The 23,923-nt window shown below is 71.9% G+C and carries 21 protein-coding genes and 3 tRNA genes; 10 read left to right on the forward strand and 14 right to left on the reverse strand.

The window, feature by feature from the left end; translation table 11 throughout:
• Window positions 1-36 precede the first annotated feature (36 nt).
• Window positions 37-1,422 carry an amidohydrolase gene (locus D0T12_RS27360; RefSeq protein ID WP_117402923.1) on the forward strand — a complete coding sequence of 462 codons (1,386 nt, stop codon included), beginning with the start codon at window positions 37-39 and terminating at the stop codon, window positions 1,420-1,422.
• A 54-nt stretch (window positions 1,423-1,476) separates the two neighbouring features.
• Here D0T12_RS27360 and D0T12_RS27365 read toward each other — a convergent pair whose 3' ends face one another.
• A complete protein-coding gene (locus D0T12_RS27365; protein ID WP_117402925.1) occupies window positions 1,477-2,490 on the reverse strand; it encodes an aldo/keto reductase in 1,014 nt (337 codons plus the stop codon).
• A 105-nt stretch (window positions 2,491-2,595) separates the two neighbouring features.
• Here D0T12_RS27365 and D0T12_RS27370 point away from each other — a divergent pair, with 105 nt between their 5' ends.
• Window positions 2,596-3,588 (forward strand): methyltransferase, encoded by a 993-nt coding sequence (locus D0T12_RS27370; protein ID WP_117402927.1) that lies wholly within the window; start codon window positions 2,596-2,598, stop codon window positions 3,586-3,588.
• Window positions 3,585-4,334, forward strand: a complete 750-nt coding sequence (locus D0T12_RS27375) for an SDR family NAD(P)-dependent oxidoreductase (RefSeq protein ID WP_233526309.1) — start codon at window positions 3,585-3,587, stop codon at window positions 4,332-4,334. The genes D0T12_RS27370 and D0T12_RS27375 overlap by 4 nt, the downstream gene beginning before the upstream one ends.
• 162 nt (window positions 4,335-4,496) lie before the next feature.
• Here D0T12_RS27375 and D0T12_RS27380 read toward each other — a convergent pair whose 3' ends face one another.
• Together D0T12_RS27380 and D0T12_RS27385 are read right to left on the reverse strand one after the other, a co-directional pair.
• Window positions 4,497-5,171, reverse strand: a complete 675-nt coding sequence (locus tag D0T12_RS27380; protein WP_117403025.1) for a GntR family transcriptional regulator — start codon at window positions 5,169-5,171, stop codon at window positions 4,497-4,499.
• A 52-nt stretch (window positions 5,172-5,223) separates the two neighbouring features.
• Window positions 5,224-5,955, reverse strand: a complete 732-nt coding sequence (locus D0T12_RS27385) for an alpha/beta fold hydrolase (protein WP_117402930.1) — start codon at window positions 5,953-5,955, stop codon at window positions 5,224-5,226.
• A 179-nt stretch (window positions 5,956-6,134) separates the two neighbouring features.
• Between D0T12_RS27385 and D0T12_RS27390 the strand changes: the two genes are divergently transcribed.
• Genes D0T12_RS27390 through hpaD form a run of 4 tightly spaced genes read left to right on the forward strand, consistent with a single transcriptional unit; the run spans window position 6,135 to window position 11,066 of the window.
• Entirely contained in the window at window positions 6,135-7,568 is a 1,434-nt protein-coding gene (locus D0T12_RS27390) for a fumarylacetoacetate hydrolase family protein (RefSeq protein ID WP_117402932.1), read from the forward strand.
• Window positions 7,569-7,578: 10 nt separating this feature from the next.
• On the forward strand, window positions 7,579-8,499 hold the full coding sequence (dapA, locus tag D0T12_RS27395; RefSeq protein ID WP_117402933.1) for a 4-hydroxy-tetrahydrodipicolinate synthase: 921 nt from the start codon (window positions 7,579-7,581) through the stop codon (window positions 8,497-8,499).
• 48 nt (window positions 8,500-8,547) lie between these two features.
• Window positions 8,548-10,056, forward strand: coding sequence for a 5-carboxymethyl-2-hydroxymuconate semialdehyde dehydrogenase (gene hpaE, locus D0T12_RS27400; RefSeq protein WP_117402935.1), 1,509 nt, complete (start codon window positions 8,548-8,550; stop codon window positions 10,054-10,056).
• Window positions 10,053-11,066: a 3,4-dihydroxyphenylacetate 2,3-dioxygenase gene (hpaD, locus tag D0T12_RS27405; RefSeq protein ID WP_117402937.1), complete on the forward strand. Its 1,014-nt coding sequence runs from the start codon at window positions 10,053-10,055 to the stop codon at window positions 11,064-11,066. Before hpaE ends, hpaD begins: the two co-directional genes overlap by 4 nt.
• 42 nt (window positions 11,067-11,108) lie before the next feature.
• On the opposite strand, the gene dinB is transcribed toward hpaD, so the two are convergent.
• The 3 genes from dinB to D0T12_RS27425 all read right to left on the reverse strand — a co-directional run bounded on the left by dinB (window position 11,109) and on the right by D0T12_RS27425 (window position 14,441).
• Window positions 11,109-12,326, reverse strand: a complete 1,218-nt coding sequence (gene dinB / locus D0T12_RS27410; protein ID WP_233526310.1) for a DNA polymerase IV — start codon at window positions 12,324-12,326, stop codon at window positions 11,109-11,111.
• Window positions 12,327-12,624: 298 nt separating this feature from the next.
• Complete coding sequence (locus D0T12_RS27420) at window positions 12,625-13,572, reverse strand: sensor histidine kinase (RefSeq protein ID WP_117402941.1); 948 nt, start codon at window positions 13,570-13,572, stop codon at window positions 12,625-12,627.
• On the reverse strand, window positions 13,569-14,441 hold the full coding sequence (locus D0T12_RS27425; protein WP_117402943.1) for an STAS domain-containing protein: 873 nt from the start codon (window positions 14,439-14,441) through the stop codon (window positions 13,569-13,571). The genes D0T12_RS27420 and D0T12_RS27425 overlap by 4 nt, the downstream gene beginning before the upstream one ends.
• Window positions 14,442-14,617: 176 nt before the next feature.
• On the opposite strand from D0T12_RS27425, the gene D0T12_RS27430 reads away from it, so the two are divergent.
• Window positions 14,618-15,127 (forward strand): mycothiol transferase, encoded by a 510-nt coding sequence (locus tag D0T12_RS27430; RefSeq protein WP_147339652.1) that lies wholly within the window; start codon window positions 14,618-14,620, stop codon window positions 15,125-15,127.
• On the opposite strand, the gene D0T12_RS27435 is transcribed toward D0T12_RS27430, so the two are convergent.
• The 5 genes from D0T12_RS27435 to D0T12_RS27455 form a co-directional block, all read right to left on the reverse strand.
• Window positions 15,099-16,424 (reverse strand): glycosyltransferase family 4 protein, encoded by a 1,326-nt coding sequence (locus tag D0T12_RS27435; RefSeq protein WP_233526311.1) that lies wholly within the window; start codon window positions 16,422-16,424, stop codon window positions 15,099-15,101. The two genes, D0T12_RS27430 and D0T12_RS27435, sit on opposite strands and share 29 nt — an antisense overlap.
• A 62-nt stretch (window positions 16,425-16,486) precedes the next feature.
• Entirely contained in the window at window positions 16,487-17,680 is a 1,194-nt protein-coding gene (locus D0T12_RS27440) for a L,D-transpeptidase (RefSeq protein ID WP_117402947.1), read from the reverse strand.
• Window positions 17,681-17,851: 171 nt separating this feature from the next.
• Window positions 17,852-19,027, reverse strand: a complete 1,176-nt coding sequence (locus D0T12_RS27445; protein ID WP_233526312.1) for a L,D-transpeptidase — start codon at window positions 19,025-19,027, stop codon at window positions 17,852-17,854.
• Between the two features lie 185 nt (window positions 19,028-19,212).
• A complete protein-coding gene (locus tag D0T12_RS27450; protein WP_233526313.1) occupies window positions 19,213-19,935 on the reverse strand; it encodes a DUF3159 domain-containing protein in 723 nt (240 codons plus the stop codon).
• A gap of 241 nt (window positions 19,936-20,176) precedes the next feature.
• The gene (locus tag D0T12_RS27455; protein ID WP_117402950.1) at window positions 20,177-21,103 is read right to left on the reverse strand and encodes a LysR family transcriptional regulator; all 927 of its coding nucleotides are present in this window, start codon (window positions 21,101-21,103) and stop codon (window positions 20,177-20,179) included.
• Between the two features lie 157 nt (window positions 21,104-21,260).
• Here D0T12_RS27455 and D0T12_RS27460 point away from each other — a divergent pair, with 157 nt between their 5' ends.
• Window positions 21,261-22,613, forward strand: a complete 1,353-nt coding sequence (locus D0T12_RS27460; RefSeq protein WP_117402951.1) for a pyridoxal phosphate-dependent aminotransferase — start codon at window positions 21,261-21,263, stop codon at window positions 22,611-22,613.
• A 22-nt stretch (window positions 22,614-22,635) separates the two neighbouring features.
• Here D0T12_RS27460 and D0T12_RS27465 read toward each other — a convergent pair.
• The 3 genes from D0T12_RS27465 to D0T12_RS35570 form a co-directional block, all read right to left on the reverse strand.
• Window positions 22,636-22,720 (reverse strand) — tRNA-Ser (locus D0T12_RS27465).
• A gap of 56 nt (window positions 22,721-22,776) precedes the next feature.
• Window positions 22,777-22,847: transfer RNA gene (locus D0T12_RS27470), tRNA-Ala, on the reverse strand.
• Between the two features lie 15 nt (window positions 22,848-22,862).
• A tRNA-Trp gene (locus tag D0T12_RS35570) sits at window positions 22,863-22,934 on the reverse strand.
• Between the two features lie 299 nt (window positions 22,935-23,233).
• On the opposite strand from D0T12_RS35570, the gene D0T12_RS27475 reads away from it, so the two are divergent.
• Window positions 23,234-23,806: a hypothetical protein gene (locus D0T12_RS27475; RefSeq protein WP_117402952.1), complete on the forward strand. Its 573-nt coding sequence runs from the start codon at window positions 23,234-23,236 to the stop codon at window positions 23,804-23,806.
• Window positions 23,807-23,923 lie beyond the last annotated feature (117 nt).

Raw genomic sequence — 23,923 nt, forward strand, 5'->3', positions numbered from 1 at the left:
GCAGCTTGTCGATGGTGTCCAGAGTTGGAGCACGATATGCCGGATGAATCCGTACCCGCCGACCTCGTCCTGACGGGTGGACGGGTCCACACGGTCGACGCGAGGGATCGTGTCGCCGAGGCGGTCGCCGTACGCGGTGGCAGGATCGCCCGCGTCGGCGGGGCCGAGGAGATAGCGCCCCTGGTGGGAGCGGGTACGCGGGTCGTTCGGCTGGACGGGCGGTCCGTCCTGCCCGGCATCAACGACTCGCACCTGCACGGTATGTGGCTCGGCTCGATGTGGCCAAACCTGCTGATGGATCAGTTGGCCGGTTCCGGCGGCCACACGCACGAGCCCCCCGCCGCGCCGACCCGGCTGGAGACCTCCGAGGACCGCCGCCGGGCCCTGCTGCGCACCGCGGACCTGCTCGCCTCGTTCGGGATCACCAGTTACACCGAGCCCGGTCTCGGGCCCGGTGAGGACGACGGCGCCACCGGCTGCTTCGGCTCCGCCGCGCTGTGGGACTACGCCGAACTCGCCGCGGAGGGCCGGCTCAAGGCCCGGGTCACCGCCCTGCTGCTGTTCGGGGAGCTGGACGGACGCAGCTCGGCGAAGGACCTGCTGGCCGGGCTGCGCGACTTCGTCCCGCCCGCGGACGTCCCCGGCCGGTTCCGGGTCGCGGGCGTGAAGATCTTCGCCGACGGCATCCCGCCGATGCGGAACGCCTGGACGGACCGTCCCTACACCGACGGGTCCCACGGCGCGTTGCTGGTCGACGGCGACACCGACGCCGAGCGCGAGCGGGCCCTGCGCACGATGATCGACGCGGCGCACGACGCCGGGCACCAGATCGGCGTGCACGCGACCGGCGACGCCACGACCCGGGTGGTGGCGGACGCGTTCGCGGCGGCGCTCGCCCGGGACGAGCGGGACGCGCGGCACTACGTCATCCACGGGGACCTCCTCTCGCCGCGGACGCTGACCGTCCTCGCCGCCGCCCGTATCGGGGTGAACACGCAGGCCGGGATCCCGGTCGCGACCGAGCCGATGCTCGTGGACGCCCTCGGCGAGGACGCCCTGCGGGACGCGTGGCCGACCCGCGACGCCCTCGACGCGGGCGTGCCGCTGTGCCTGAGCTCGGACGCCCCGGTGCTGACCCCGGACTGGCGGGCCGGGGTGGCGGCCGCGGTGACCCGGCGCGGCCTCGACGGCTCGGTTCGCGGGGCGGCGCAGCGGCTCGCGGTCGCCGAGGCCCTGCGCGCGTACACGATCACCCCCGCGTGGCAGGACGGCGCCGAGAAGGAGAAGGGCTCCGTCGAGCCGGGCAAGGTCGCCGACCTGTGCGTGCTGGACGGCGCCTTGGACGACGTGGAGCCGGAGGCCCTGCCGTCGGTGCCGGTCCGGATGACCGTCCTGGACGGCGAGGTCGTGTACGAGCTCTGAATGCGCCGGAGCCGCCGGGCCCCGCGGGTGGGGGCTCGGCGGCTCGGCGGTGCGTCACCGGCAGGGGGCGGTGTCCTTGGGAGCCGTGGGCGCGTCGGTCCCCCAGGAGGCCGCCGGGTCCACGACGCCCTCGTCGAGCCACAGCCCGGCCACGGCCTCGCGCAGTTCGTCACCGCGGCGGGCGCACAGCCCGAGCGCGGCCAGATTGTCCTCGAACTGGCCGATCCGGCTGACGCCGACCAGGACGTTCGACACCGCCGGATAGGCGAGGGTGAAGGCGATCGCGAGCTGCGCGGGCGTGACGCCGAACCCGTCGGCGATCCGCCGGATCTCGGGGAGCGCGGCGCGGATCCGGTCACGGATGCCCCCGGGGTCGGCGCCGATCTTCCGCTGGGGGTCGAGCTTGCCGGCGAGGATGCCGCCCTCCAGGACGTCCGACGCCTGCAGAGCCAGCCCCTCCTCGGAGAACAGCCTGCCGTACAGGTCGCCCTCGGGAACCGACCGCCGGGCCAGGTTGTACTTCAACTGCGCGAACGTCGGCGGCACCAGGCCCTCGGCGGTCGCGAACCGGCAGGCGAACAGCACATCGCCCGCCGACCAGTTGTTGACGCCCCACGCCTTGAAGCGCCCGGCCCGCACGAGCTCCGACACGTCCCGCACCACGGCCTTCAGGTCGGGGCGTTCCATGAAGTCGCCGACCACGACCATGTCCGCGTGGTCGGTGCCGATCCGTCCGAGCGACACCTTGATCTGCTCGGCGAACGAGGACGCCGGGTACTCCCACAACCAGAGCTTCCCGCACAGGAGGTAATCTTCGCGAGCGATTCCGGCATCACGGACGGCCTGGCCGAACAACACATCGGTAACGGCGTTTTCGGCATGGGGGCCGAAGTTGTAGTGCGCCACATCGAACATGTCGACACCGCGGTCGACCGCCAGCCGGACGAGCTCGGCCGCGTCGTCACGGTCCATCCGGTCCCACGTGTTCCATGAACCGAGCGATAGCAGCGGGACCTCGGGACCGTGCACGCCGAGCCGCCGCCGGGGTACGCGCTCTGCGAACTCCATCGTGACCTCCGATGAGAGGGGTGGTCGGCCCCGGGAGGACCCCTGGCCGTCTCAGCATAGATCGTATAGCATCCTGCATATTCTTACCGCGAAGGAGACATTTTCATGTCGCATCCCTCCCCGGGCGCCGACCCCTCCAGCATCCTCGGCGTCGCCACCGGCTACATGGCCGCCAAGCAGCTGTTCGCGGCGAGTGAGACCGGCGTGTTCGCCGCGCTCGCGGACGGACCCGCGACGGCGACCGAGATCGCCGGACGGGCCGGGCTGCCCCAGCGCACCGCCCGCATCCTCGCCGACACCATGGCCGCCCTCGGCCTGCTGACCCGCGAGGACGGCCGCTACGCCAACACCCCGGCCACCGCCGCCTACCTCGCCGGGGACGCCGGCGGCATCGACCTGCGGCCGTTCCTGGCGTTCCTCGACGCCATCAGCTACCCCCACTGGCTCGGGTTCGCCGCCACCACGCGCAGCGACAAGCCCCAGCAGCTCGACATGGCCGGCGAGCGGATGCAGACGTTCATGACCGGCGTGATGACCTACAACGCGCTGCACGCCCGGATGCTCGCGGAGAACTTCGACTTCACCTCCCACTCCCGCATTCTGGACTTCGGCGGCCTGTCCGGCTCGTTCCTCATCGAGGCGCTGAAGGCCGCCGACAAGGCGCACGGTACCTTCCTCGGCCCCGCCGACTTCACCGGCTTCGCCACCACCGCCTTCGAGGAGGCGGGCCTCGGCGAGCGCACCGCGGTCGTCGAAGCCGACCCGCTCACCGGCGAACTGCCGGACGGGTTCGACTGCGTGCTGATGGAACACGTCGTGCACCGCTTCGACGCCGAGCAGAACAAGACCCTCATCGAGCGGGCCCGCCAGGCCGCCGCGCCCGGCGCCAAGCTCGTCCTGCTCGACTTCTTCCTCGACGAGGACCCGGAGCAGCGCCTCATCGACGCCCTCCACGCCGGTGAGTACCTGGTCATCGACGGCACCGTCGTCTACCCCGAGGCCGAGGTCCGCGGCTGGCTGACCGACGCGGGCTGGGAGCCGGTCGAGACCCGCGCCCTGCCCGGCAGCCCGCGCATCATCATCGCGGAAGCCCGGTGAGCGGCCGGGTGAACGACGGCAGGGTCGTCCTCGTCACCGGCGGCGCCAGCGGCATCGGCCGCGCCATCGCCGCCGCGTTCGCGGCCGCGGGCGACCGTGTCGTCATCGCCGACCGGGACGCCGAGAACGCCGCCAAGGTCGCCAAGGAGATCGACGCCGACTCCGTCACCATGGACATCACCGACGTGGACTCGGTCACCACCGGAGTCGCCCACGTCGCCGAGACCGTCGGTCCCGTCGAGATCCTCGTCAACAACGCGGGCCTCGTCGCCGGCGGCGGCCCCCTGGCGTCCCTGCCGATGGAGATCTTCGACACGGTCGTCGCCGTCAACCTGCGCGGCACCTTCACCGTCACCCAGGCGGTCGCCACCCAGATGATCGAACGCGGCACCAAGGGCCGCATCGTCAACATCAGCTCCATCGGAGCGCGCCAGCCCACCGCCGGCCTCGGCCACTACGAGGCCACCAAGGCGGCCGTGGACGCCCTCACCCGCACCGCCGCGCTCGAACTCGCGGGCAACGGCATCCGGGTCAACGGCGTCGCGCCCGGCCCCGTCCACACCCCGATGACGGCCGGGCTCATGGACGTCCCCGAGGCCCGCGCGGCCTGGGAGTCCCGCATCCCGCTGAGCAAGATCGCCACCACGGACGACATCGCCCCGCTGGTGCTGTTCCTCGCCTCCGACCAGGCGAACCACATCACCGGCGCCATCATCCAGGTGGACGGCGGCCAACTGCTCACGTGACCTTCCAGGGGGCTGTCCACCCAGGTGGGCGACCCGCTGGAACCCCCGTGACCCGGGCTGGGGTCACCACCTCGGGGTCCGGGATGGGGGCTGAGCGGTGAGCGGGGGAAACAGACGAACGCGCCGTCCCTTTCGGGGCGGCGCGTTCGGGGTTCTGGTCGTTTATTTGTGGGGGACGGCGCTGTGGAGGGCGTGGGCGGTGGCGTTCTTGTGGGCGCAGGCCACGCGCTCGATCTCGCCGGGGTCGGCGCCCTTGGCGATGAGGTCGAGGATTCCCTCGTGCTCGACCACCGAACGGCGGGCGCGGCCGGGGACGTAGGTGAAGGTGGAGCGGCGCATGTGGTCCAGGCGCGTCCACTCCGCCTCCAGCAGGGCCCGCAGGTGCGCGTCGGGGCAGTGCTCGTAGATCGAGAAGTGGAACTCGCGGTTCAGCGCGGTGAACGCGGTCGGGTCGAACTCCTCCAGCGCCTCCACCATGCGGTCGTTGATCTTGCGGGAGCGCTCCAGCTCCGCGGCCGTCATGAGCGGCGCGGAGATGGCGGTGGCGTAGCCTTCGAGCCGGGCGAGGATCTGCAGCGTGTGCTCCACCTGCTCGGCCTCGAACACCGCGACGCGGGCGCCGACGTTGCGCACCACCTCGACGAGCCCGTCGGACTGCAGGCGGCGCAGCGCCTCGCGCAGGGGGATGGTGCTGACCCCCGTCTCCTGGGCGAGCTGGTTGATGACCAGCCGGTAACCGGGCACGTAGGTGCCGTCAAGGATGCGCGAGCGGAGCAGGTCGTAGCAGAACTCGGCCTTGCTCTCCTTGACCTGCCCCTGCTTCTTCGCGGGACTCACCCGGTTCTCCTCATCGTCGCCCCGCACCCCCGGGTCGTGTTCGCCGGCCTGGTCACCGTGACAACGCGTGCACGACGGCGTCACGGAACCGTGCCCCGCCCAGCACCTCGTGATGAGCTCCGGGCACGGTGACCAGTTCGGCCTTGCCGATCTCCTCGGCGAGGCCGCTGATTCCTCGTGTCAGCTCATCATTGTCGCCCACGACGAAGACCGGAAGGGTCTCGGCCTTCCAAGCACCGCCGGAGAAGGGAGTCGAGCGCAGCCCCTCGACGCACAGGGCGAGTCCGGGGGCGCGGTCACCGAAGTTCCCGATCATGCCGGCGATCATGCCGGTGAAGGGGTCGGCGGGCTCGGCACCGTCCCGGACGGCGGCGTGCAGCGCCTCGACGTCGACGGCGGAGAAGGGCTCGACGGGGCTCAGCCCACCGAGTACGGTGCGTTCCACCCGGCCGGGCGCCGCCGCGGGAAGCTCCCAGACGATCCTGGACCCGAGGGAGTACCCCGCGGCGTCGAAGGAGGAGATGCCGGCCCGGTCCAGGGCCGCGACGAGATCGGTGGCGATGGCCGGCGCGGTGGCCTCCGCGGGCGTGGTGGGCGCCGGGCTCCGCCCGTGGCCGGGCAGGTCCGGGACCACGACGGTCCGGCCGGCCGCGGTGAGGGCCTCGGCGATGCCGGTGTCGACCCAGTCGGTCGTCCCGTCCGAGCAGAAGCCGTGTACGAGCAGCACGGGCGGCGCGTCCACCGGACTGGCGGACGTGAACGTGCGAACGGCGAGGTCGCGCATCCGTCAAACACCTCCTAGAGGATTTCGCATACGATTTGCGATCATACTGCACGGGAACTTCGGCTCCCGCTCGGACGTGTTCGTCCGAGTTGGAACGATCAAAGAGGCACCCTCGTCATCGTGCATGACTTCATATACGATTTCTCCGGAACCTCTTCCGTACCGTCAGGAGCTCCGCAGTGCCGCACCCGTTGGGCGACCGGCCCTCGAAGATCATCGCAGTGCATCTGAACTTCCCTTCCCGCGCCAAGGAGCGCGGACGGATCCCCGGTCACCCCTCCTACTTCCTCAAGCCGCCGTCCTCGCTCGCCGGGACCGGCGACCCGCTGACCCGCCCGGCCGGCTGCGAGCTGATGACCTTCGAGGGCGAGATCGCCCTGGTCATCGGGCGCCGCGCGCACCGGGTCTCCCCCGAGGAGGCATGGGAGCACGTCGGCTGGGTGACGGCCGCCAACGACGCGGGCGTCCACGACATGAAGTGGGCCGACCGCGGCTCCAACCTGCGGTCCAAGGGCGCGGACGGGTACACCCCCATCGGCCCGCGGCTGCTGGACGCCCGGCAGGTCGACCCGCGCGGGCTGCGGATCCGCACCTGGGTGAACGGCGAGGTCGTCCAGGAGGACACCAGCGACACCCTGCTGTTCCCCTTCGCGACGCTGGTCGCCGACCTGTCCCGGATGGTCACCCTCGAAGCCGGTGACGTCATCCTCACCGGGACCCCCGCCGGCGCGTCGGTGGCCCGTCCCGGCGACACCGTCGAGGTCGAGGTGACCGACGGGGCGCAGACCACCGGAAGGCTGTCCAACACCGTCGTGGAGGGCGGACCGCTCGCCGACTGGGGCGCGATGCCCCGTGCGGACGACGCGGCGCGGGCGGACGCCTGGGGCTCGCTCTATGTGACGAAGCCCACCTTGGACGAGTCCCTCGCGGAGGCGCTGCGCGGGCTGTCGACCGCCACGCTCAGCTCCCAGATGCGCAAGCGGGGCCTCCAGCACATGTCCATCGACGGTGTGCACCCGGCGGGCGGCGACGACGTGAAGATGGTCGGCACCGCGCACACGCTGCGCTACCTGCCGCTCCGTGAGGACCTGTTCGAACGGTACGGCGGCGGCATGAACGCGCAGAAGCGCGCGATCGAGGAACTGCGTCCCGGTCAGGTGCTGGTGATGGACGCCCGCCGTGACACCAGCGCCGGAACGCTCGGCGACATCCTCGCCCTGCGCGCCCAGAAACGCGGCGCCGCGGGCGTCGTCACCGACGGCGGGCTCCGCGACAGCGCCACCGTCGGCGGCATGGACCTGCCCGTCTTCCACGCGGGCGCCCACCCCGCCGTGCTCGGCCGCCGGCACGTCCCCTGGGACACCGGGCTGCCGATCGCCTGCGGCGGCGCCCTCGTCCAGCCCGGAGACATCCTGGTCGGCGACGCCGACGGCGTCGTCGTCATCCCGCCCGACATCGCCGAGAGCCTGGTCGCCGACTCCGTCGAGCAGGAGACGCAGGAGCGTTTCATCACCGAGCACGTCGCCGCCGGGGAGTCCGTCGACGGCCTGTACCCGCTCGGCCCCCGCTGGCGGGACGCCTACGAGACCTGGCGCCGCGAGAACCACCACTGAGGAGCAGACGTTGAAGTTCCGTACCGACCCGGCCACGATCCGCGGATCCATCGCGCCCGTCGTCACGCCGTTCACCGCCGACGGCGCCGTCGACCATGACGCGCTGCGCGGCCTGATCCGCTGGCAGCTGGAGTCCGGCTCGCACGGGATCTCGTTCGGCGGTTCCACCGGCGAGCCGAGCAGCCAGACCACCGCCGAGCGCATCGCCGCCATCCGGACCGCCGCGGACGAGGTCGCCGACCGCGTCCCGTTCCTGCCCGGCACCGGCTCCACGAAGCTGGACGAGACGCTGGAGATCACCGCGGCGGCCCGGGACGCGGGCGCCGACGCCGCCCTGGTCATCACCCCGTACTACGCGCGGCCCACCCAGGAAGCCCTCTACACCTGGTACGCGACCATCGCCCGCGAGTTCCCCGACCTGCCGCTCGTCATCTACAACGTCCCGTCCCGGACCTGCGTCGACATCGCGCCCGAGACGGTCCGGCGGCTGTTCACCGACTTCGACAACGTCGTCGGGATCAAGGAGACCACCAAGGACTTCGAGCACTTCTCCCGCGTCCTGCACGCCTGCGGCCCCGAGCTGCTGGTGTGGTCCGGGATCGAGCTGCTGTGCCTGCCCCTGCTCGCGCTCGGCGGCACCGGCTTCATCAGCGCCGTCGCCAACCTCGCTCCCAACGCCGTCGCCCGGATGTACGAGCTGTGGACCGCCGGCGACCACGACGCCGCCCGCGAGCTGCACTACCGCCTGCACCCCCTCGTCGACCTGCTGTTCGTCGAGACCAACCCGGCACCCGCCAAGTGGGTGCTGGAGCAGCAGGGCCGGATCCCGTCCGGGTACGTCCGGCCGCCGCTGACCACGCCGACCGCCGAAGGCCAGACGCGCATCCGCGCGCTGCTCGACCAGGGCGGCGACCTCACCGCGGGGATCTGAGACCGATCCCGCGCAGCGTCGTCCACCAACGAACCGGAAGAGAGCACGATGCCCCTCCCCTCCAGCCCCGCCCGCCCTGACGGTCTGCCGGAGCGCATCCGGCACTGGATCGGCGGCGAGTTCACCGACAGCGCCGACGGCTCCGTCTTCGACGTCGTCGACCCCGTCTCCAACACCCCCTACACCACCGCCGCCGCGGGCGGTCCCGCCGACATCGACCGCGCCGTCGCCGCGGCCCGCGCGGCGTTCCCCGCCTGGGCGGGGCTCGGCAACCGGGAGCGCGCCACCATCCTCAACCGCGTCGCCGACGCCGTCGAGGCCCGCGAGGACCGGCTCTCGGCGTTCGAGTCGTTCGACTCCGGGCTGCCGATCACCCAGGCGCGCGGTCAGGCCCGCCGCGCCGCCGAGAACTTCCGCTACTTCGCCGACGTGATCGTCGCGCTCGGCGAGGAGGCCTTCCGCGTCGGCGAGCAGCAGCTCAACTACGTCGTGCGGACGCCCGCCGGGGTCGCCGGTCTGATCACCCCGTGGAACACCCCGTTCATGCTGGAGAGCTGGAAGCTCGCCCCCGCGATCGCGTCCGGCTGCACGCTGGTGCTCAAGCCCGCCGAGTGGACGCCGCTGTCGGCGAACCTGTGGCCGGAGATCTTCGCCGAGGCCGGGGTGCCCGCCGGGGTCGTCAACATCGTGCACGGCATCGGCGAGGAGGCGGGCCAGGCCCTGGTCGACCACCCGGACGTCCCGCTGCTGTCGTTCACCGGCTCCACCGACACCGGACGGCACATCATGCGGTGCTCCGCCGACGGCCTGAAGACGCTGTCGATGGAACTCGGCGGCAAGTCGCCCGTCGTGGTGTTCGCCGACGCCGACCTCGACGCGGCCCTCGACTCGGTCCTGTTCGGCGTGTTCTCGCTGAACGGGGAGCGTTGCACGGCCGGTTCCCGCGTCCTCGTGGAGCGGCCCGTCTACGAGGAGTTCACCCGGCGCCTCGCCGAACGCGCCGAGCGGGTCAAGGTCGGGCCGCCGTCCGACCCCGCGACCGAGGTCGGCGCTCTCGTGCACCCCGAGCACTACGCACGCGTCCTGGAGTACGTGGAGATCGGGCAGCGGGAGGCCAAGCTCGTCGCGGGCGGCGTCCGTCCCGCGCACCTGCCCGAGGGCAACTACCTGCAGCCGACCGTCTTCACCGACGTCTCCCGCGACGCCCGGATCTTCCAGGAGGAGATCTTCGGCCCGGTCGTTGCGGTGTCGCCGTTCGACGACGAGGCCGAGGCGATCGAGCTGGCCAACGCCACCCGGTACGGCCTCGCCGGCTACGTGTGGACCAACGACCTGCGCCGCGGTCACCGGATCGCGCACGCCGTCGCCTCGGGTATGGTCTGGATCAACTCCCACAACGTCCGTGACCTGCGCACCCCCTTCGGTGGCATGAAGGACTCGGGCGTCGGCCGGGAGGGTGGTGCGCACAGCATCGACTTCTTCACCGAGTCCAAGATCGTTCACGTCATGCTCGGCGAGGTGCACACGCCCCGCTTCGGCGCACAGGAGAAGGAATGAGCACAGCCCCCGACGTCATCCGCTCCGCCTACGCGCAGCTGGTCGTCACGGACCTGGGCGCGGCCCGTTGGTTCTGGGTCGACATGCTCGGTCTGCACGTCCAGCATGAGACACCGGACGCCCTGTACCTGCGCGGCACCGACGAACTGACCCATCACTCGCTGGTGCTGCGTACCGGGCCGGTCGCCGCCCTGGACCACCTCGCCTACCGGGTCCGCACCCCCGAGGACGTCGACCGGGCCGAGCGGTTCTTCACCGAGCTCGGCCGTCCCGTCCGCCGCGTCCCCGCGGGCGAGGGCACCTACGGCGTGGGCGACGCCCTGCGCACCGTGGACCCGCTCGGCTTCACCGTCGAGTTCTTCCACGACATCGCCCGCGGCGAGCGCCTCATCCAGCGCTACGACCTGCACCGCGGCGCCCAGATCGCGCGGCTCGACCACTTCAACGTCTGCACTCCCGACATCCCCGCCGCCTACGAGCACTACAAGTCGCTCGGGTTCGGCTGCTCGGAGACCATCGAGGGCGACGAGCACGAGCTGTACGCGGCGTGGATGTTCCGGAAGCAGACCGTCCACGACGTCGCCTTCACCGGCGGCGCCGGGCCGCGCCTGCACCACCTCGGGGTGGCGACGCACGAGTCGCACCAGGTCCTGCGGACCGCCGACATCTTCGGGTCGCTGGGCAAGGAGCACCACATCGAGCGGGGCCCCGGACGGCACGGCGTGTCCAACGCCTTCTACGTCTACCTCCGCGACCCCGACGGGCACCGTGTCGAGGTCTACACCTCCGACTACTACACCGGCGACCCCGACCACGAGACGTACCGGTGGAGCGTGCACGACGACCGCCGCCGCGACTTCTGGGGCAACGCGGTCATCGAGTCCTGGTACAAGGAGGCCAGCCCCGTCCTCGACCTCGACGGCCACGTCCAGCCGATCTCGGAGGCGGAGCTGGACGAGTCGGCCGTCCAGGTCGGCGCGGACGGTCTGGGCATCATCAAGCCGTCCTAAGTCGAGGCCGTCACAGTCGAGGTCGTTTCAGTCGGGGTCGTTTCAGTCGAGGCCGTCCTGCTCGTCCGGCAGGAGCGGCACCGAGGGGCCCTGGTCGCGGCCGAGGAGCACCGCGCGGGTGATGGCGTTCGCACCGAACCGGTCGCGGACGCCGTCGACCGCGCCGTCCAGGTCCCTGCCCGCCGCCGACGTCCGGTCGAGCGGCAGGGCGAGCTGCACGGCCCGGTCGTCGCGGAGGTTGCCGAGCGAGACGCCGATCAGGGTCAGGCCCCGGCTCTCGACCAGCGGAGCGGCGGCCGCGAGCAGGCCCCGGGCCGCGTCCAGGATCACCGGGGTCTCCGCGGTCGCCTCCGGCAGGGTGTGCGAGCGGGTGGCGCGGGCGAAGTCGGCGAACCGCAGCCGGAGCGTGACCGTCCGGCACACCCGCCGCGCCCGGCGCAGCCGTCCGCCGAGCCGGTCGACGAGCGCGACCAGGAGGGCGTCCAACTCCCGCGGCGTGCGGGGACGGCGTCCGAGTGCCCGCTGCGCGCCCATCGACCGGCGCCGCGCCCCGGTCCGCACGGGGCGCGGGTCGCGGCCCCGCGCCAGGGCGTGCAGGTGACGGCCCGCGCCGGGGCCGAGCAGTGACACCAGCGCCGCCTCCGGCATGTCCGCCACGTCACCGACCGTCATGACGCCGAACCGGGCGAGCTTGTCCGCGGTGACCCGGCCGACCCCCCACAGCCGCCGCACCGGCAGCGGGCGCAGGAACTCCCGTTCACCGTCCGGCGGCACCACCAGGAGCCCGTCGGGCTTGGCCACCGCGCTCGCCACCTTCGCGAGGAACTTGGTGCGCGCCACCCCGACCGTGATCGGCAACCCGACCTCCTCGGCGATCTCCCGGCGCAGCCGCACGGCGACGTCCACGGCGGGGCGGCCCAGGCCGTCCACGTCCAGGAACGCCTCGTCGATCGACAGGCCCTCCACCAGCGGCGTCGTGGCCCGGAACACCGCGAACACCGCCCGGCTCGCCTCGGTGTAGGCGCTCATGCGCGGCGGGACGACGATCGCGCGGGGGCACAGCCGCCGGGCCTGCCCGCCGCTCATCGCGGTCCGCACGCCGTGGGCCTTGGCCTCGTAGCTCGCCGCCAGCACCACCCCGCCACCGACGATCACCGGTCGCCCCCGCAGGCCGGGATCGTCGCGCTGCTCGACCGACGCGTAGAAGGAGTCCAGGTCGGCGTGCAGGATCGTGGCCCGACCCGACCTGAAACCCGACACGAACATATGTTCGCACACGCTCGGTGATCACGGAGCGGAGAGGGCCTCGTTCGGGTCAAGACGGGCCGCGCGGACGGCGGGATACAGTCCGGCGACGCCGCCGATGAGCAGGGTGGCGAGGACGCCTCCGGCCATGGCCACACCGGGACGACGGTCGGCCGACCCCGCGTCACGGCGAACACCGCGGTGACGACGATGCCGAGCGCGACGCCACCGCGCACGGCGGGGCGGTCACCGCGCGGCCGCGTCCCGGCGGCGGCCGCGACGTCACCGGCCGGCTCCCGGCCCGCGCGCCGGGCTAGACGCCCCGCCCCGCCTCGGCGACGCGGACGTTCGGGGTGTGCAGCCGGATCGTCGTGCCGTCCCCGCCGGGCCGCACGTCCAGGTGGTCGCAGATCTGCCGGGCGAGCCAGAGCCCGTCGCCCGGCCGCGGGTCGAGCGTCGGCGGGTGCAGGCCGATGAACGGATCGAGGGACGTCGTCGCGGGCAGGTGGATGTCGCACACGACCTCCCCTGGCCGCGCCCACAGCGCGACGCTGGGGAGCGCGTCGCCGTCCGCCCCGGTGAGCAGCTCGCTGACCGCCGCCGCGAAGGTCATGAGTTGTTCTCCGGCGAGCCCGAGCATCGCGGACTCCATGACGATGGCGTGCCGCATGCGGCTGAGGTCACCGGTGAAGGTGAGGGTGACGGCGTCGCCGGGACGGTCCCGCAGCGGCGTCTCCCGACCGCGGACGAACGAGACGGGCTCGACATACCCGGGACTGTCGGACACGTCGGTCCCGGCGACCATGTGCGGATGCGTACGGTGCGCGTTGCGGACGATCTCCGGTTCGACGGTACGGGCGTCGTAGGGGCAGATCATATGGATGCCGGTGTCGGCGAGCACGGCGTTGAGAGCGGACTCCATGCACTCCCACGCCTCGACCTGCCGCGCGGACCGTCCGGTCCACACCGGTTCGGCGAGGATCCGGACCCGGGCGGCGCGCGGATGCCGGTGCCGCCAGCCGAGGAACGCGGCGACCCGCTGCGGCGGCCGGCGGCCGAAGAACGCGGTCTCGGCGTAGTCGACGTGCCGGGCGTGCCGCCCGAGGGCCGCCCGCACCAGGTCGAGGTTGGCGGGAGTGGTGGTGACCAGGACCGGTTCGTCCCGGCGCAGCCCCTCGTCGACGAACGGCACGGCCATCCGCAGGAACTCCTCGTCGCCCGCGTACACGCAGCCCTGGTGGACGAACGCCGAACGCTTCACCCCCAGCCCCCCTCTTCCAGCACGAGCCGCCCGGCCCACCCGAAGTGCCGCAGCACGGCGCTGACCACCGGGCCGGGCGCGTGCAGGACCAGCCGGTGACCGTCCGGCATCGCCGCCGCGACGCGCACCAGCAGCCGGACGGCCGCCACATCGGCGTGCCGCAGTTCCCGTACGTCCAGGTGCAGGTCGCGGCCGTCCAGCGGGGCCGTCTCCAGCGCCCGTGCCAGCACCCCGATGTTCGAGCCGTCGAGCTCGCCGACCAGGCGCAGCCCGGCCGGGCCGTGGACGGGCAGCACGCACAACTGCGGACCGCGCGTCAGCGCCGGCTCGGCCTCCAGAACCAGCGCGTGCCGGCGTTCCAGCGCCCGCAGACGCGGGCCGGGGAGCCGGGCACGGTCGCCATGGCAGATGATCGCCGGAGGGCGGGGCAGCGCGGGCAGCGCGGCGAGCGGGCAGCCACCGGTCGGCCCGTTCCCCTCTCCCCGGGCCCGTCCGTGCTCCGCGACGTCGGGCGTCTCCTGGAGGACGTCGGCCAGTTCCACGCACAGGCGCAGACCGCGCAGGCCCAGCCGGGCGGCGTGGGCGATCTGCTGCTCCAGGACGTCCATGAGGCGGCGGGCGTCCAGCCGTCCCGCGGCGAACCCCGCGTCGCGCGGCGCGATGACGGTCGCCTGCCCGCCCTCGACCGGGGCGTCGCCGGGGCGGCCGCGGCGGGCACCGGCATGGACGAACACCACGCGCTCGCCGCGTTCCGCGGCGGTGAGCACCTGCGCCGCCCGCAGTTCGCGCCGCTCGTCCTCCCCCGCGTAGCGGATCCAGGCGTGGTCGCCCCGCGCGACCCCGAAGGCGGTGGTCAGGGGCTCTGACATGGCCCACCCGAGGTCGACGAGGAGAGGCGCGTCACGGCATCCGCCCCTTCCCCCGCACACAGAACCTTCCGACTACAGTCAGGATTCTATTGAACACACTGAGTATCAAGCGGAACAGCCGAACTCGCCGCGCCGCCACCGAATTTCGGGCTCGATCTGCGGGTAGCGTCTCGTCAATGACCAGCGCGCAACTGCTCACCGACGCCTTCGACCGGATTCGGGAGGAGGTCCACAGCGCCGTCGACGGGCTCACCCCCAAGCAGCTCGCCTACCGCGCCGACGAGGCGGCGAACACGATCGCCTGGCTCGTCTGGCATCTCACCCGCGTCCAGGACGACCACATCGCCGGCGTCGCGGGCACCCCGCAGGCGTGGACGGACGACGGCTGGGCCGGGCGGTTCGGTCTGCCGTTCGACCCGTCCGACACCGGATACGGCCACACCGTCGACGAGGTCGCCTCGGTGCGGGTGGAGTCGGCGGACCTGCTGACCGGCTACCACGACACCGTGCACGCCAGGACCGTCGAGTACGTCGGCACACTCAGGGACGCCGACCTCGACCGCGTCGTGGACCGCTCCTGGGACCCGCCGGTCACGCTCGGCGTCCGGCTGATCAGTGTCGTCTCCGACGACCTTCAGCACGCCGGGCAGGCGGCGTTCATCCGCGGACTCGTCCAGCGCGCCTGAGGGCCGCGCCGTCGGCGAGCAGCCGCGACCACTGGGGCCCGATGTGGTCGAGGTCGTGGGCGCGCGCCGACCGGACGGCCCGCTCGCCGAGCCGGTCGCGCAGCTCGGGTTTCGTGATCAGCTCACGGAGGGCGGTGGTGAGCGCGGCGGTGTCGCCCGGCGGGACGAGCAACCCGTCCTCCCCGTGGTCGATCAGTTCGGCGGGGCCGTGCGGGCAGTCGAACGACACCACCGCCAGGCCCATCCCCATCGCCTCGATGATCACCATCGGCATGCCCTCGCGGCGGGACGACAGCGCGTAGATCGAGGCGCGGGCCATCTCGCCGTGAAGGTCACGGGTGACGGGGAGCAGCTCGACCCGTCCGGTGAGGTCGAGCTCGTCGATCAACGCGAGCAGCCGGTCGCGGCGCGCTCCACGACCGAAGATCCGCAGCGTCCAGTCGGGGTGCTCGGCGGCGAGCGGCGCGAAGGCGCGGATGAGCGTGTCGAAGCCCTTGTTGGCGACGAGCCGTCCGGCGGCCAGCACGACCTTGTCCTCGCGCCGGGACGGTGGTCCCGGCAGCGGCGGCGCGGCGTTCGGGATCCGCACGACGCGGACGCCGGACCCGGCGAGGGCCCGCTCGTATCCGGCGCGGGCGGCCTCGGTGAGGACGGCGAGGACGCTCAGCCGCCGGTACCCCCGGACGACCTGGCGGTGCAGCGCGGGCTGGTAGGACTCCAGGCTCATGTGGTCCTGGCCGATCGTGACGACGCCGCGGGGCGCGAGCTCCGCCGCCAGCAGGACGAGCGAGGGGCGGGTGCCGACGACGACGTCGGCGGGCGTACGGTACAGGGCGCGCAGGAGACACACGTCCGACCAGAGGCTCATGAGCCGGAAGGACGCCTCGTCCACCGGGGTCAGGACGCTCGGCAGCCGGGCCAGAAGTCGCGCCGCGACGTTCTTCGGAGCGAAACGGTCGTCGGCGTAGGTCAGTCGCGCGTCGCCTGGGATGGTGAAGAACGGGCGCCTGCTCCTCCGCAGCGCGCTGACGATCTCGATGTCGTGGTCGCGGGTGAGGTGCCCGCACAGGTTCAGCACGGTGCGGATCGTCCCTCCGGTCCCGTGCGCGTTCTGCAGCAGGACACGGACGCGGAGCCGTTCACCCGGTCGCGGGGCGCGCCGCCAGCGCAGCGGGCGCAGGGCCCACAGCGTCACGCGGCGCGCGGCGCGGTGCACGCCGCGCCGGACGCGGCGCCGCAGCCTGGGCCGACGGCGCCCCGACGACGGTGGTAATGACTCGTGCGCTGACTCGTTCACCGGGTCCCCCATCGCTGGTGGCGGCCGTGCCCGCCTTCTTCCCGCCGAGGGGGCCGGTCAACTCATCCCGTGGTCACGGATCGGTCGAGCGCGCTTCCCTTGACCCACTGGCTCCACGACATCTGGTAATAGCTCCAACCGTTCAACGGTTCGAGCCGGCGCTTGGTGCCGGTCACGATCACCGGGTCGCCGCGGTAGGACCAGTTGTAGAACCAGCGGGCGTCCTTGGGCGGGGAGTTGAGGCAGCCGTGGCTGACGTTCTGGCGGCCCTGCGCCCAGACGGTGGCGGCCATCGAGTGGACGTACTCGCCGGTGTCGGAGATCCGCACCGCGTGCGGGATCACCTCCCGGTAGCCGCCGTTCTTCTTGTCCTTGGGGTCGACGCCCATCCACTCCGACGTCATGATCGCCGGATTCTCCTTGCCCATGGTGAGGTGGATGCCGCTGGTGGTGAGGTAGGTGTCGACGCCGTTGACGACGCGGCCGCCCTTGCCCGCGCTGATGGGCCAGCTGCGGACCTTGGTGCCGTTCCTCATGGCGACCGCCCGCTTCGTCTTGGTGCTGACGCGGAGGATGTGTTCGTCGCCGATGCGGAACCTGCGGTTGTAGTCGGACGTGCCGTAGGTCTTCTTGCCCGCCTTCACGCCGGCCAGCTTCGCCGAGAAGGTGATCTCCTGGTTGGGCCGCCAGTACTCGCCGTTCTTCGTCCGGAAGATCACCGTGGTGTCGTTGACCCAGTGCCAGGCGCCGGTGGCGGGCTTGGTCGACTTGACGTCCAGGACCTTCTCGACGGCCTTCTTGTCGGCCACGCCGCGGTTGAACACGACCCGGATCGGCATGCCGACCCCGACCTTCTCGTTCTTGCTCGGCGTGATGTCGATGATGCCGAGTTCCTTCGGCGCCTTGAGCGTGGCGAACGTGGCGCTGACCGTGGCCGTCTTGCCCTTGGGGTTCGTGGCGACGGCGGTCACCTGGTACTTGGCGCCGGGACGCAGCGTCCGGGACTTCCAGCTGGTCTTGTCGGCCGCCATCTCGCCGTCGACGGGCTTGCCCTTGAGCATGACGGCGACCTGCTGAAGCGTGCCGCCCGCCGCGGTGACGACGACACCGTCCTCCGGTCTCGCCTTGGTGTTGCCGTTGCCCGGACTGATCGTCACCTGGGGAAGCGCCGCGTCGGCCTTCTCGCCGACGGTGACGCCGCCTTCCTTCTCTCCGCCGTTGCAGGCCGTCGTGAGCAGCAGTAGGGCACCGGCCATCCCCGCGCTTGCTCGAACCCCTGCGGAAACCCTCCGCTGCACTACGACCTCCCGAACCCGCCGTCTATCAGGGAGACATTAGCGACAAAATTCAAGGATCATGTCATGACCGTGGCTTTTGGCGGGTGTCCGAGATCAAAGCGTTGCAAGAGATGCTGGTGGGACGGGGGTTCATCGCAGTGCGCTACCCTGCCGCCACTCGTCGTAGGAGAGCTGCCAGAAGCCCCAGCCGTTGTCCGGCTCGAACTCGCGGTTCGTCCCGGTCAGCTTGAGGACGTCGCCGCGCTGCATGACGTCGTAGAACCACTTCGCGTTGGCGGGGCTGACGTTCAGGCAGCCGTGGCTGACGTTCACCGACCCCTGCGAGCCGACCGACCAGGGCGCCGAGTGCACGTACTGGCCGCTGTTGGAGAAGCGGACCGCGTAGTTGACGACCTGCTTGTAGTAGCCCGCGTCGCCCGGCTTCCGGCCGGGGGACGTCATCGTGACGGGGTTGCCCTTCTCCATCAGCAGGTGGACACCGCTGGTGGTGGTGTACTCGCGGGTCTGCCCGTTGCCCGCGCTGAACGGGACGGTGCGCAGCTTCTTGCCGTCCCGCGTCACGGTCATGTGGTGCCCGTCGATGTCACCGGTGGTGACCTGCGCGGCGCCGATGGTGAGGGTGGCCTGCTCGTCCTCGGCCCCGTACACGCCGCCGCCCGCGTTCACGCCCGCGAGGCTCGCGTGGAACCGGACGGTCTGGTGCGGCTGCCAGTACGTCTTCGTCCGGTAGACGACCTGGTCGGCGGAGATCCACCGCCACGAGCCCTCGACCGGCTTGTCCGGCGTGACGCGCAGGGTCCGCTCCACGGCGGCCTTGTTCGCGACCGGACGGTCGAACCGGACGATGATCGGCATGCCGATCCCGACCTTCTCCCCCTTGACGTTCGGCGTGACGTCGACGATCGACAGGGTCTTGTCCGCCTTGAGCGTGGTGAAGGAACTCGTCACGGTGCGGGTCTTGCCGTCGTCGCGGGCCTGCGCCGTGACGGTGTAGGACGTTCCGGGCGTCAGCGTCCGGGTGGACCGCCACGTCCGGCGACCGCCGTCGAACTTCCCGGTGATGGTGGCGCCCTGGCCCTGCACGGTGACGTTCTGCAGTTTGCCGTCCGAGAGCTTCACCTCGATGGTCCCGTCCGGTCGGACCTGGGCGGTCCCGTTGGCCGGCGTGATCGTCACGGCGTCGGCCGCGTCGCCCGAGGCCAGCTTGCCCTCACCGCCGATCGCGCAGCCGGTCACGCCGCCGACCGCGAGCACCGCCGCGCCCGCGCCACCGGTCAGCACCAGCCTGAATCGCCCATCGATCACAACAAACTCCCCCATAGCCCAAGGCTTCACCCCAAGCCGGTGAATCCAACTGTGAAAGGAGACGCCACGGCCGGACCGGAAGTTCGGGCCGAACGGCAGGAAAATCGCCGGTCAGGCCGTATCGGTCATGTGGCGTCGGTCACGGGACCTCGGTCATGGGCGGTGCGGGCGCGGGGCGGGGCGGGTCAGGACGCGGCGGGCTCGTGGTTCACGCGGCGCACCACGCGCTTGAAGCCCCACACCGAGACGGCCACGCCGATCGCGCCCAGTCCGGCGACGATGCCGGTGCGGACCCACAGGTACATGCCGATCGACTCGTTGAACAGCATCCAAAGGCTCACGGCCACGTTCGTGAACAGGACCATCGACCACAGCAGCGAGATCCGCAGGAAGAACTGGTGCACCCGCGCGTGCTTCAGGAACGCCTCGGGGATCGGCGCCATGTCTCTGGCCAGTTTCATGGCCAAGGGGCGTCCGAGCGGTACCGAGGCGAGGAACGACAAGCTGATGATGAGCGTGCCGAGCGTCGGCTGCAGGAAATAGACGACCGCGCTGTGCGTCGCGGCGGCCGTCACGGCCCGGACGGTCACGCCGACCGCGGCCAGCAGCAACATCCCCGAGACCGGGTGGCCCCGCACGAAGCGGTAGATGATGCCGCCGTACACCCAGGCGACGGCGGCGACGAGCGCGCCGTTCAGCCCGAGCAGGGTGAGCGCGGCGTAGAACACCGCGACGGGGGCGATCACCCCTTCGACGAAGCGCGGGAGCGCGTGCATCAGCAGCGCCGTCACCCGCGGCAGTTCGAACACGTGGTGGCCGCCGCCCTGCGCCTCGGCGTCCGGTGCCGTTGGCGTGGGCGTCTCCACCGCCCCGGAGGGTGCGGCGGGAGTGGTCGCCGGTCGATCCATCGAGTGTTGCGCTCCCCGATCAGTGTGCTTGGACTCGGATGTGGTCACGATTCCGCCCCACGGTACGTGATGAGCGGCACACGCATGTCCGTTTTCGTGTGATCCGGTCCGTGTGCCGTCGTTCCCCCCTTAGTTCGGATCCATGCGCCGACCAGTGCGGGCGGTGGCCGGAAGCGGCCAGAGGAGGATCTGATCACAACTGTGATCCAGGCCTCACCTTCGACGGTAGCGGGTGCCCCGCTCAGCTCTCCGGCGGGGCGGACGAAGCGTCGCGAGCCGCGGCGTAGATGGCCCTGAGCGTGACCGCGACCGACGGGCGGCGCACGCTCGCGGCCCGGGTCACGGCGTAGACCTCCCGCGCCAGGGTGCACTCGGGGATGCGCCGGACGGCCACGTCCTGATCACCGGCGGTGAGCGCCAGCGCGGGCAGCGCGGTGATGCCGATACCGCGCGCCACCAGGCTCAGGATCGTGTGCAGCCCCTCGAACTCCCACGGGACGGGACGGGCCCCGCCGACGGTGTCCATGAGCCGTTCCAGGGCCTGCCGGGACGGTTCCCCGGGAGGCGCGGCCAGCCACGCCTCGTCCCGGAGCTGCTGCAGGTCGACGGGCCGTTCGGGGTCCGACATCGGGTGCCCGGCCGGGACGACCAGCACCAGCGGGTCGCGGCGCAGGTGGAAGAACTCCAGGGCCGCGGGCGACTGCTCGGGGACCTTGCCCGTCCAGTCGTCGATCAGCGCGATGTCGACCTCGCCGTTCTGCACCTGCCGGACGCCGTCGCCCGGCCGGGTCTGGCGCAGCACGAAGGTCAGGTCCGGATGCTCGCCGAGGCTCTCCGCCAGGGCGGGCGCGAAGGCGACGGCGGCCGTGGGGAACGCGGTGACGACCACCCGTCCCATCGGCGTGTCGGAGTGCGCCGACAGCTCCGCCTCGGCGGTCTCCACGAGGACGAGGATCTCCTCGGCGCGGTCGGCGAGGCGGCGCCCGGCGTCGGTCAGCTCCGCGCTGCGGGCCGTGCGGTCCAGCAGCGGGACGCGGGCCTCCCGTTCCAGGGCCGCCAGTTGCTGCGAGACGGCCGAGGGGGTGTAGCCGAGGGCGGCGGCGGTCGCGGCGATGCTGCCGCGACGGGCGAATTCGGCGAGCAGCCGCAGGCGGCGCAACTCCAGCATCAGTCCACCTTATGGTCAGCATCGCCGAGACTCGCTTGTAATGATGCTAAACGCGGGAAAGGATGATTTCGAGCCCGGCCGGGGCGCACAGGGATTCCGGATCTTTCACCCACCGTCGTCTTCGCCTGCCCGTTTCAGCGTGCCCTTTGGAGCATTGATGCCAGCCCAGGAAGAGTCCACACAGGAAGAGTCCGAACCCGTCCGGCCGCTACCGTTCACGCCGCGTCCCGTCGCGTTGTCGGCGACGCTCGCGGTGAACGAGGCGATCGCCCGCAAGCGCAGAGAGGGCGTCCGCGTCCTCCCGCTCGGGTTCGGGGAGGCGGGGATCCCCATCCACCCGGCCCTGACCCGCGAGCTCGGCGCGGCCGCGGACCGCGGCGGTTACGGGCCGGTCGCCGGGTCGGCCGCGCTGCGCGCCGCCGCCGCCGGATACTGGTCGCGGCGCGGCCTGCCCACCGATCCGGCCGCGATCGTGGCGGGCCCCGGCAGCAAGCCGCTGCTGTACGCGCTCCTGACCTCCCTGGGCGGCGACGTGGTGGTTCCGTCGCCGAGCTGGGTCACCTACGCGGCCCAGACGTCCCTGGTCGGCGCCGAGCCGATCCGCGTCGCCACCCCGCGCGGCGAGGGCGGCGCGCCGAGCCCGGCGCTGCTGGCCGACGCCGTGGTGCGGGCCCGGGCGCGGGGCCGTGACGTGCGGGCGGTGGTGGTGACGCTGCCCGACAACCCGACCGGGACGCTCGCGTCCGAGGACACCGTCCGGCGGGTGTGCGCCGTGGCGCGCGACCTCGGCCTGACGATCATCTCGGACGAGATCTACCGCGACCTGGTGCACGCGCCGGGACGCGCCCTGCCGAGCCCGGCCCGGTTCGCGCCGGAGCGGACGGTCGTGACGACGGCGCTGAGCAAGAGCCTCGCGGCGGGCGGCTGGCGGCTCGGCGTGGCGCGGCTGCCGGACGGGCCGTTCGGCCGCGCGCTGCGCGACAGCCTGCTGGGCGTGGCGAGCGAGATCTGGTCGAGCGCGCCCGCCCCGATGCAGCACGCCGCCGCGTACGCGTTCGCGGAGCCGCCCGAGCTCGTCGAGCACGTCGACCGGAGCCGGCGGCTGCACGCCGCCGTCACGAGCGCGGTCGCGGACCGGTTCGCCGCTGCGGGCGCCCGCGTCACGCGGCCCGAGGCGGCGTTCTACGTCTACCCGAACTTCGGCCCGATCCGGGAAGCGCTGGCCGCCGGCCACGACGTCCGGACGGCCGCCGACCTCACGGGCCTGCTGCTGGAACGTTACGGAGTCGGCGTCCTGCCGGGCAGCTCCTTCGGCGACCCCCCGGCCGCGCTGCGGATGCGGGTCGCGCCCAGCCAGCTCTACGGCGACGACGACGAACAACGCCTCGCGGCCCTGGCCTCACCCGCCCCGGCGTCCCTGCCGTGGATCGCGAGCGCCCTGGACCGGCTGAGCGACGTCCTCGCCGACCTGTCCGAGACCGCCACCGTCGGCGAGCCCGTTCCGGCATGACGCCGAATAGCGCCCGAATTTGCGGAGGGTAAGGGAGTCGAACCCCTTCGAGTGTCACCTCGACGACAGTTTTCGAAACTGCTGCCTTACCGTTCGGCCAACCCTCCGAGGGCCGCGCGGCGGGCCGTCCTGTCACGGGACGGCCCGCCGCGCGTAACACCGGTGGACCCGCAGGGAGTCGAACCCTGATCGCTTCCTTGCAAGGGAAGTGTGCTTCCGTTACACCACGAGCCCGTCGTGCGTGTTCAGCAGGGGCGGTAGGAGTCGAACCCACTTTCCGCCGGTTTTGGAGACCGGCCGCCTAACCGGTGGCTCGCCCCTTCGCGCTTTCGTGTTCGATTCGATGTGTCCAATGATGCGGACGTTCCACCACGGACACAAAGTGTTTTCTGCGTGAAGGCCCGGATGCGCACCGTCATCGGGCCGTGATCGACTTCGACGGGATCCGCACCCGACCCGATCGGCGCGTATAAGCGTGGTGTAAGGTCCAACGACGCGCGGGGCGAACGTCACGAATCCACCGACGGCAGGCCAAGGGACGTCAACACCCGCTAGACCCTGGTAAACCCGTAACAGGCACGAAGTCACGCAAGTGATGAAAGAAGGCGAGGGGGCCCGCCATGAGGCATGCACGGGACGGGGCTGCCGCGGCGATGAGCGCCGCCTCCAGGATCCTCGTCGCACGCGGCAAGAACGAACCGCAGGAGATGGAGAACCCCGACGTCGCCTGGGGTCAGCGCGCCCGCGACGGCGTGTGGGTCCCCACCAGGGACGGGCAGCGGATCCACCTCGGCATCGACGTGGCCGCCGCCGACACCGTCGCGCAGATCCTCCGGCCCAGCCTCCGGGTCTTCGTCGGCGTCGACGTCGACACCGACATCGTCGCGCAGACCACCGCCAGCGGAGTCCGGCTCCTGACCGTCATCCACGGCCCCGACGCCCCCGCCGAATTCCGGTTCAACATCTCCCTCGCCGACGGGCTGGCACTGGAGTCCATGCCGTCCGGCGGCTACGACGTCGTCCACCTCCGCTACGGCGCGACCGTCGGCCGCCTCTACAACCCCTGGGCCAGCGACTCCATGTTCCGCCAGGTGAAGGCCGACTACACCCTTGAGGGAACGGCCGTGACGATGCGCGTCCAGCACTCCGACGCCTACTACCCGGTCGTCGCCGACCCCAACTACGAACGCTGACACGACCCCCGATCACGCGTACGCGTCGACACGACGGATTCTCGTCATAAGGTTGGTGCCACGGGCCGCGTCCCCGCCCCCGGCACCGCCGCCGGGCACACGATCGCCCCCGGGTCC

Origin of the sequence: Actinomadura spongiicola (assembly GCF_003432485.1) — a bacterium.
In the GTDB taxonomy this organism is placed as follows: domain Bacteria; phylum Actinomycetota; class Actinomycetes; order Streptosporangiales; family Streptosporangiaceae; genus Spirillospora; species Spirillospora spongiicola.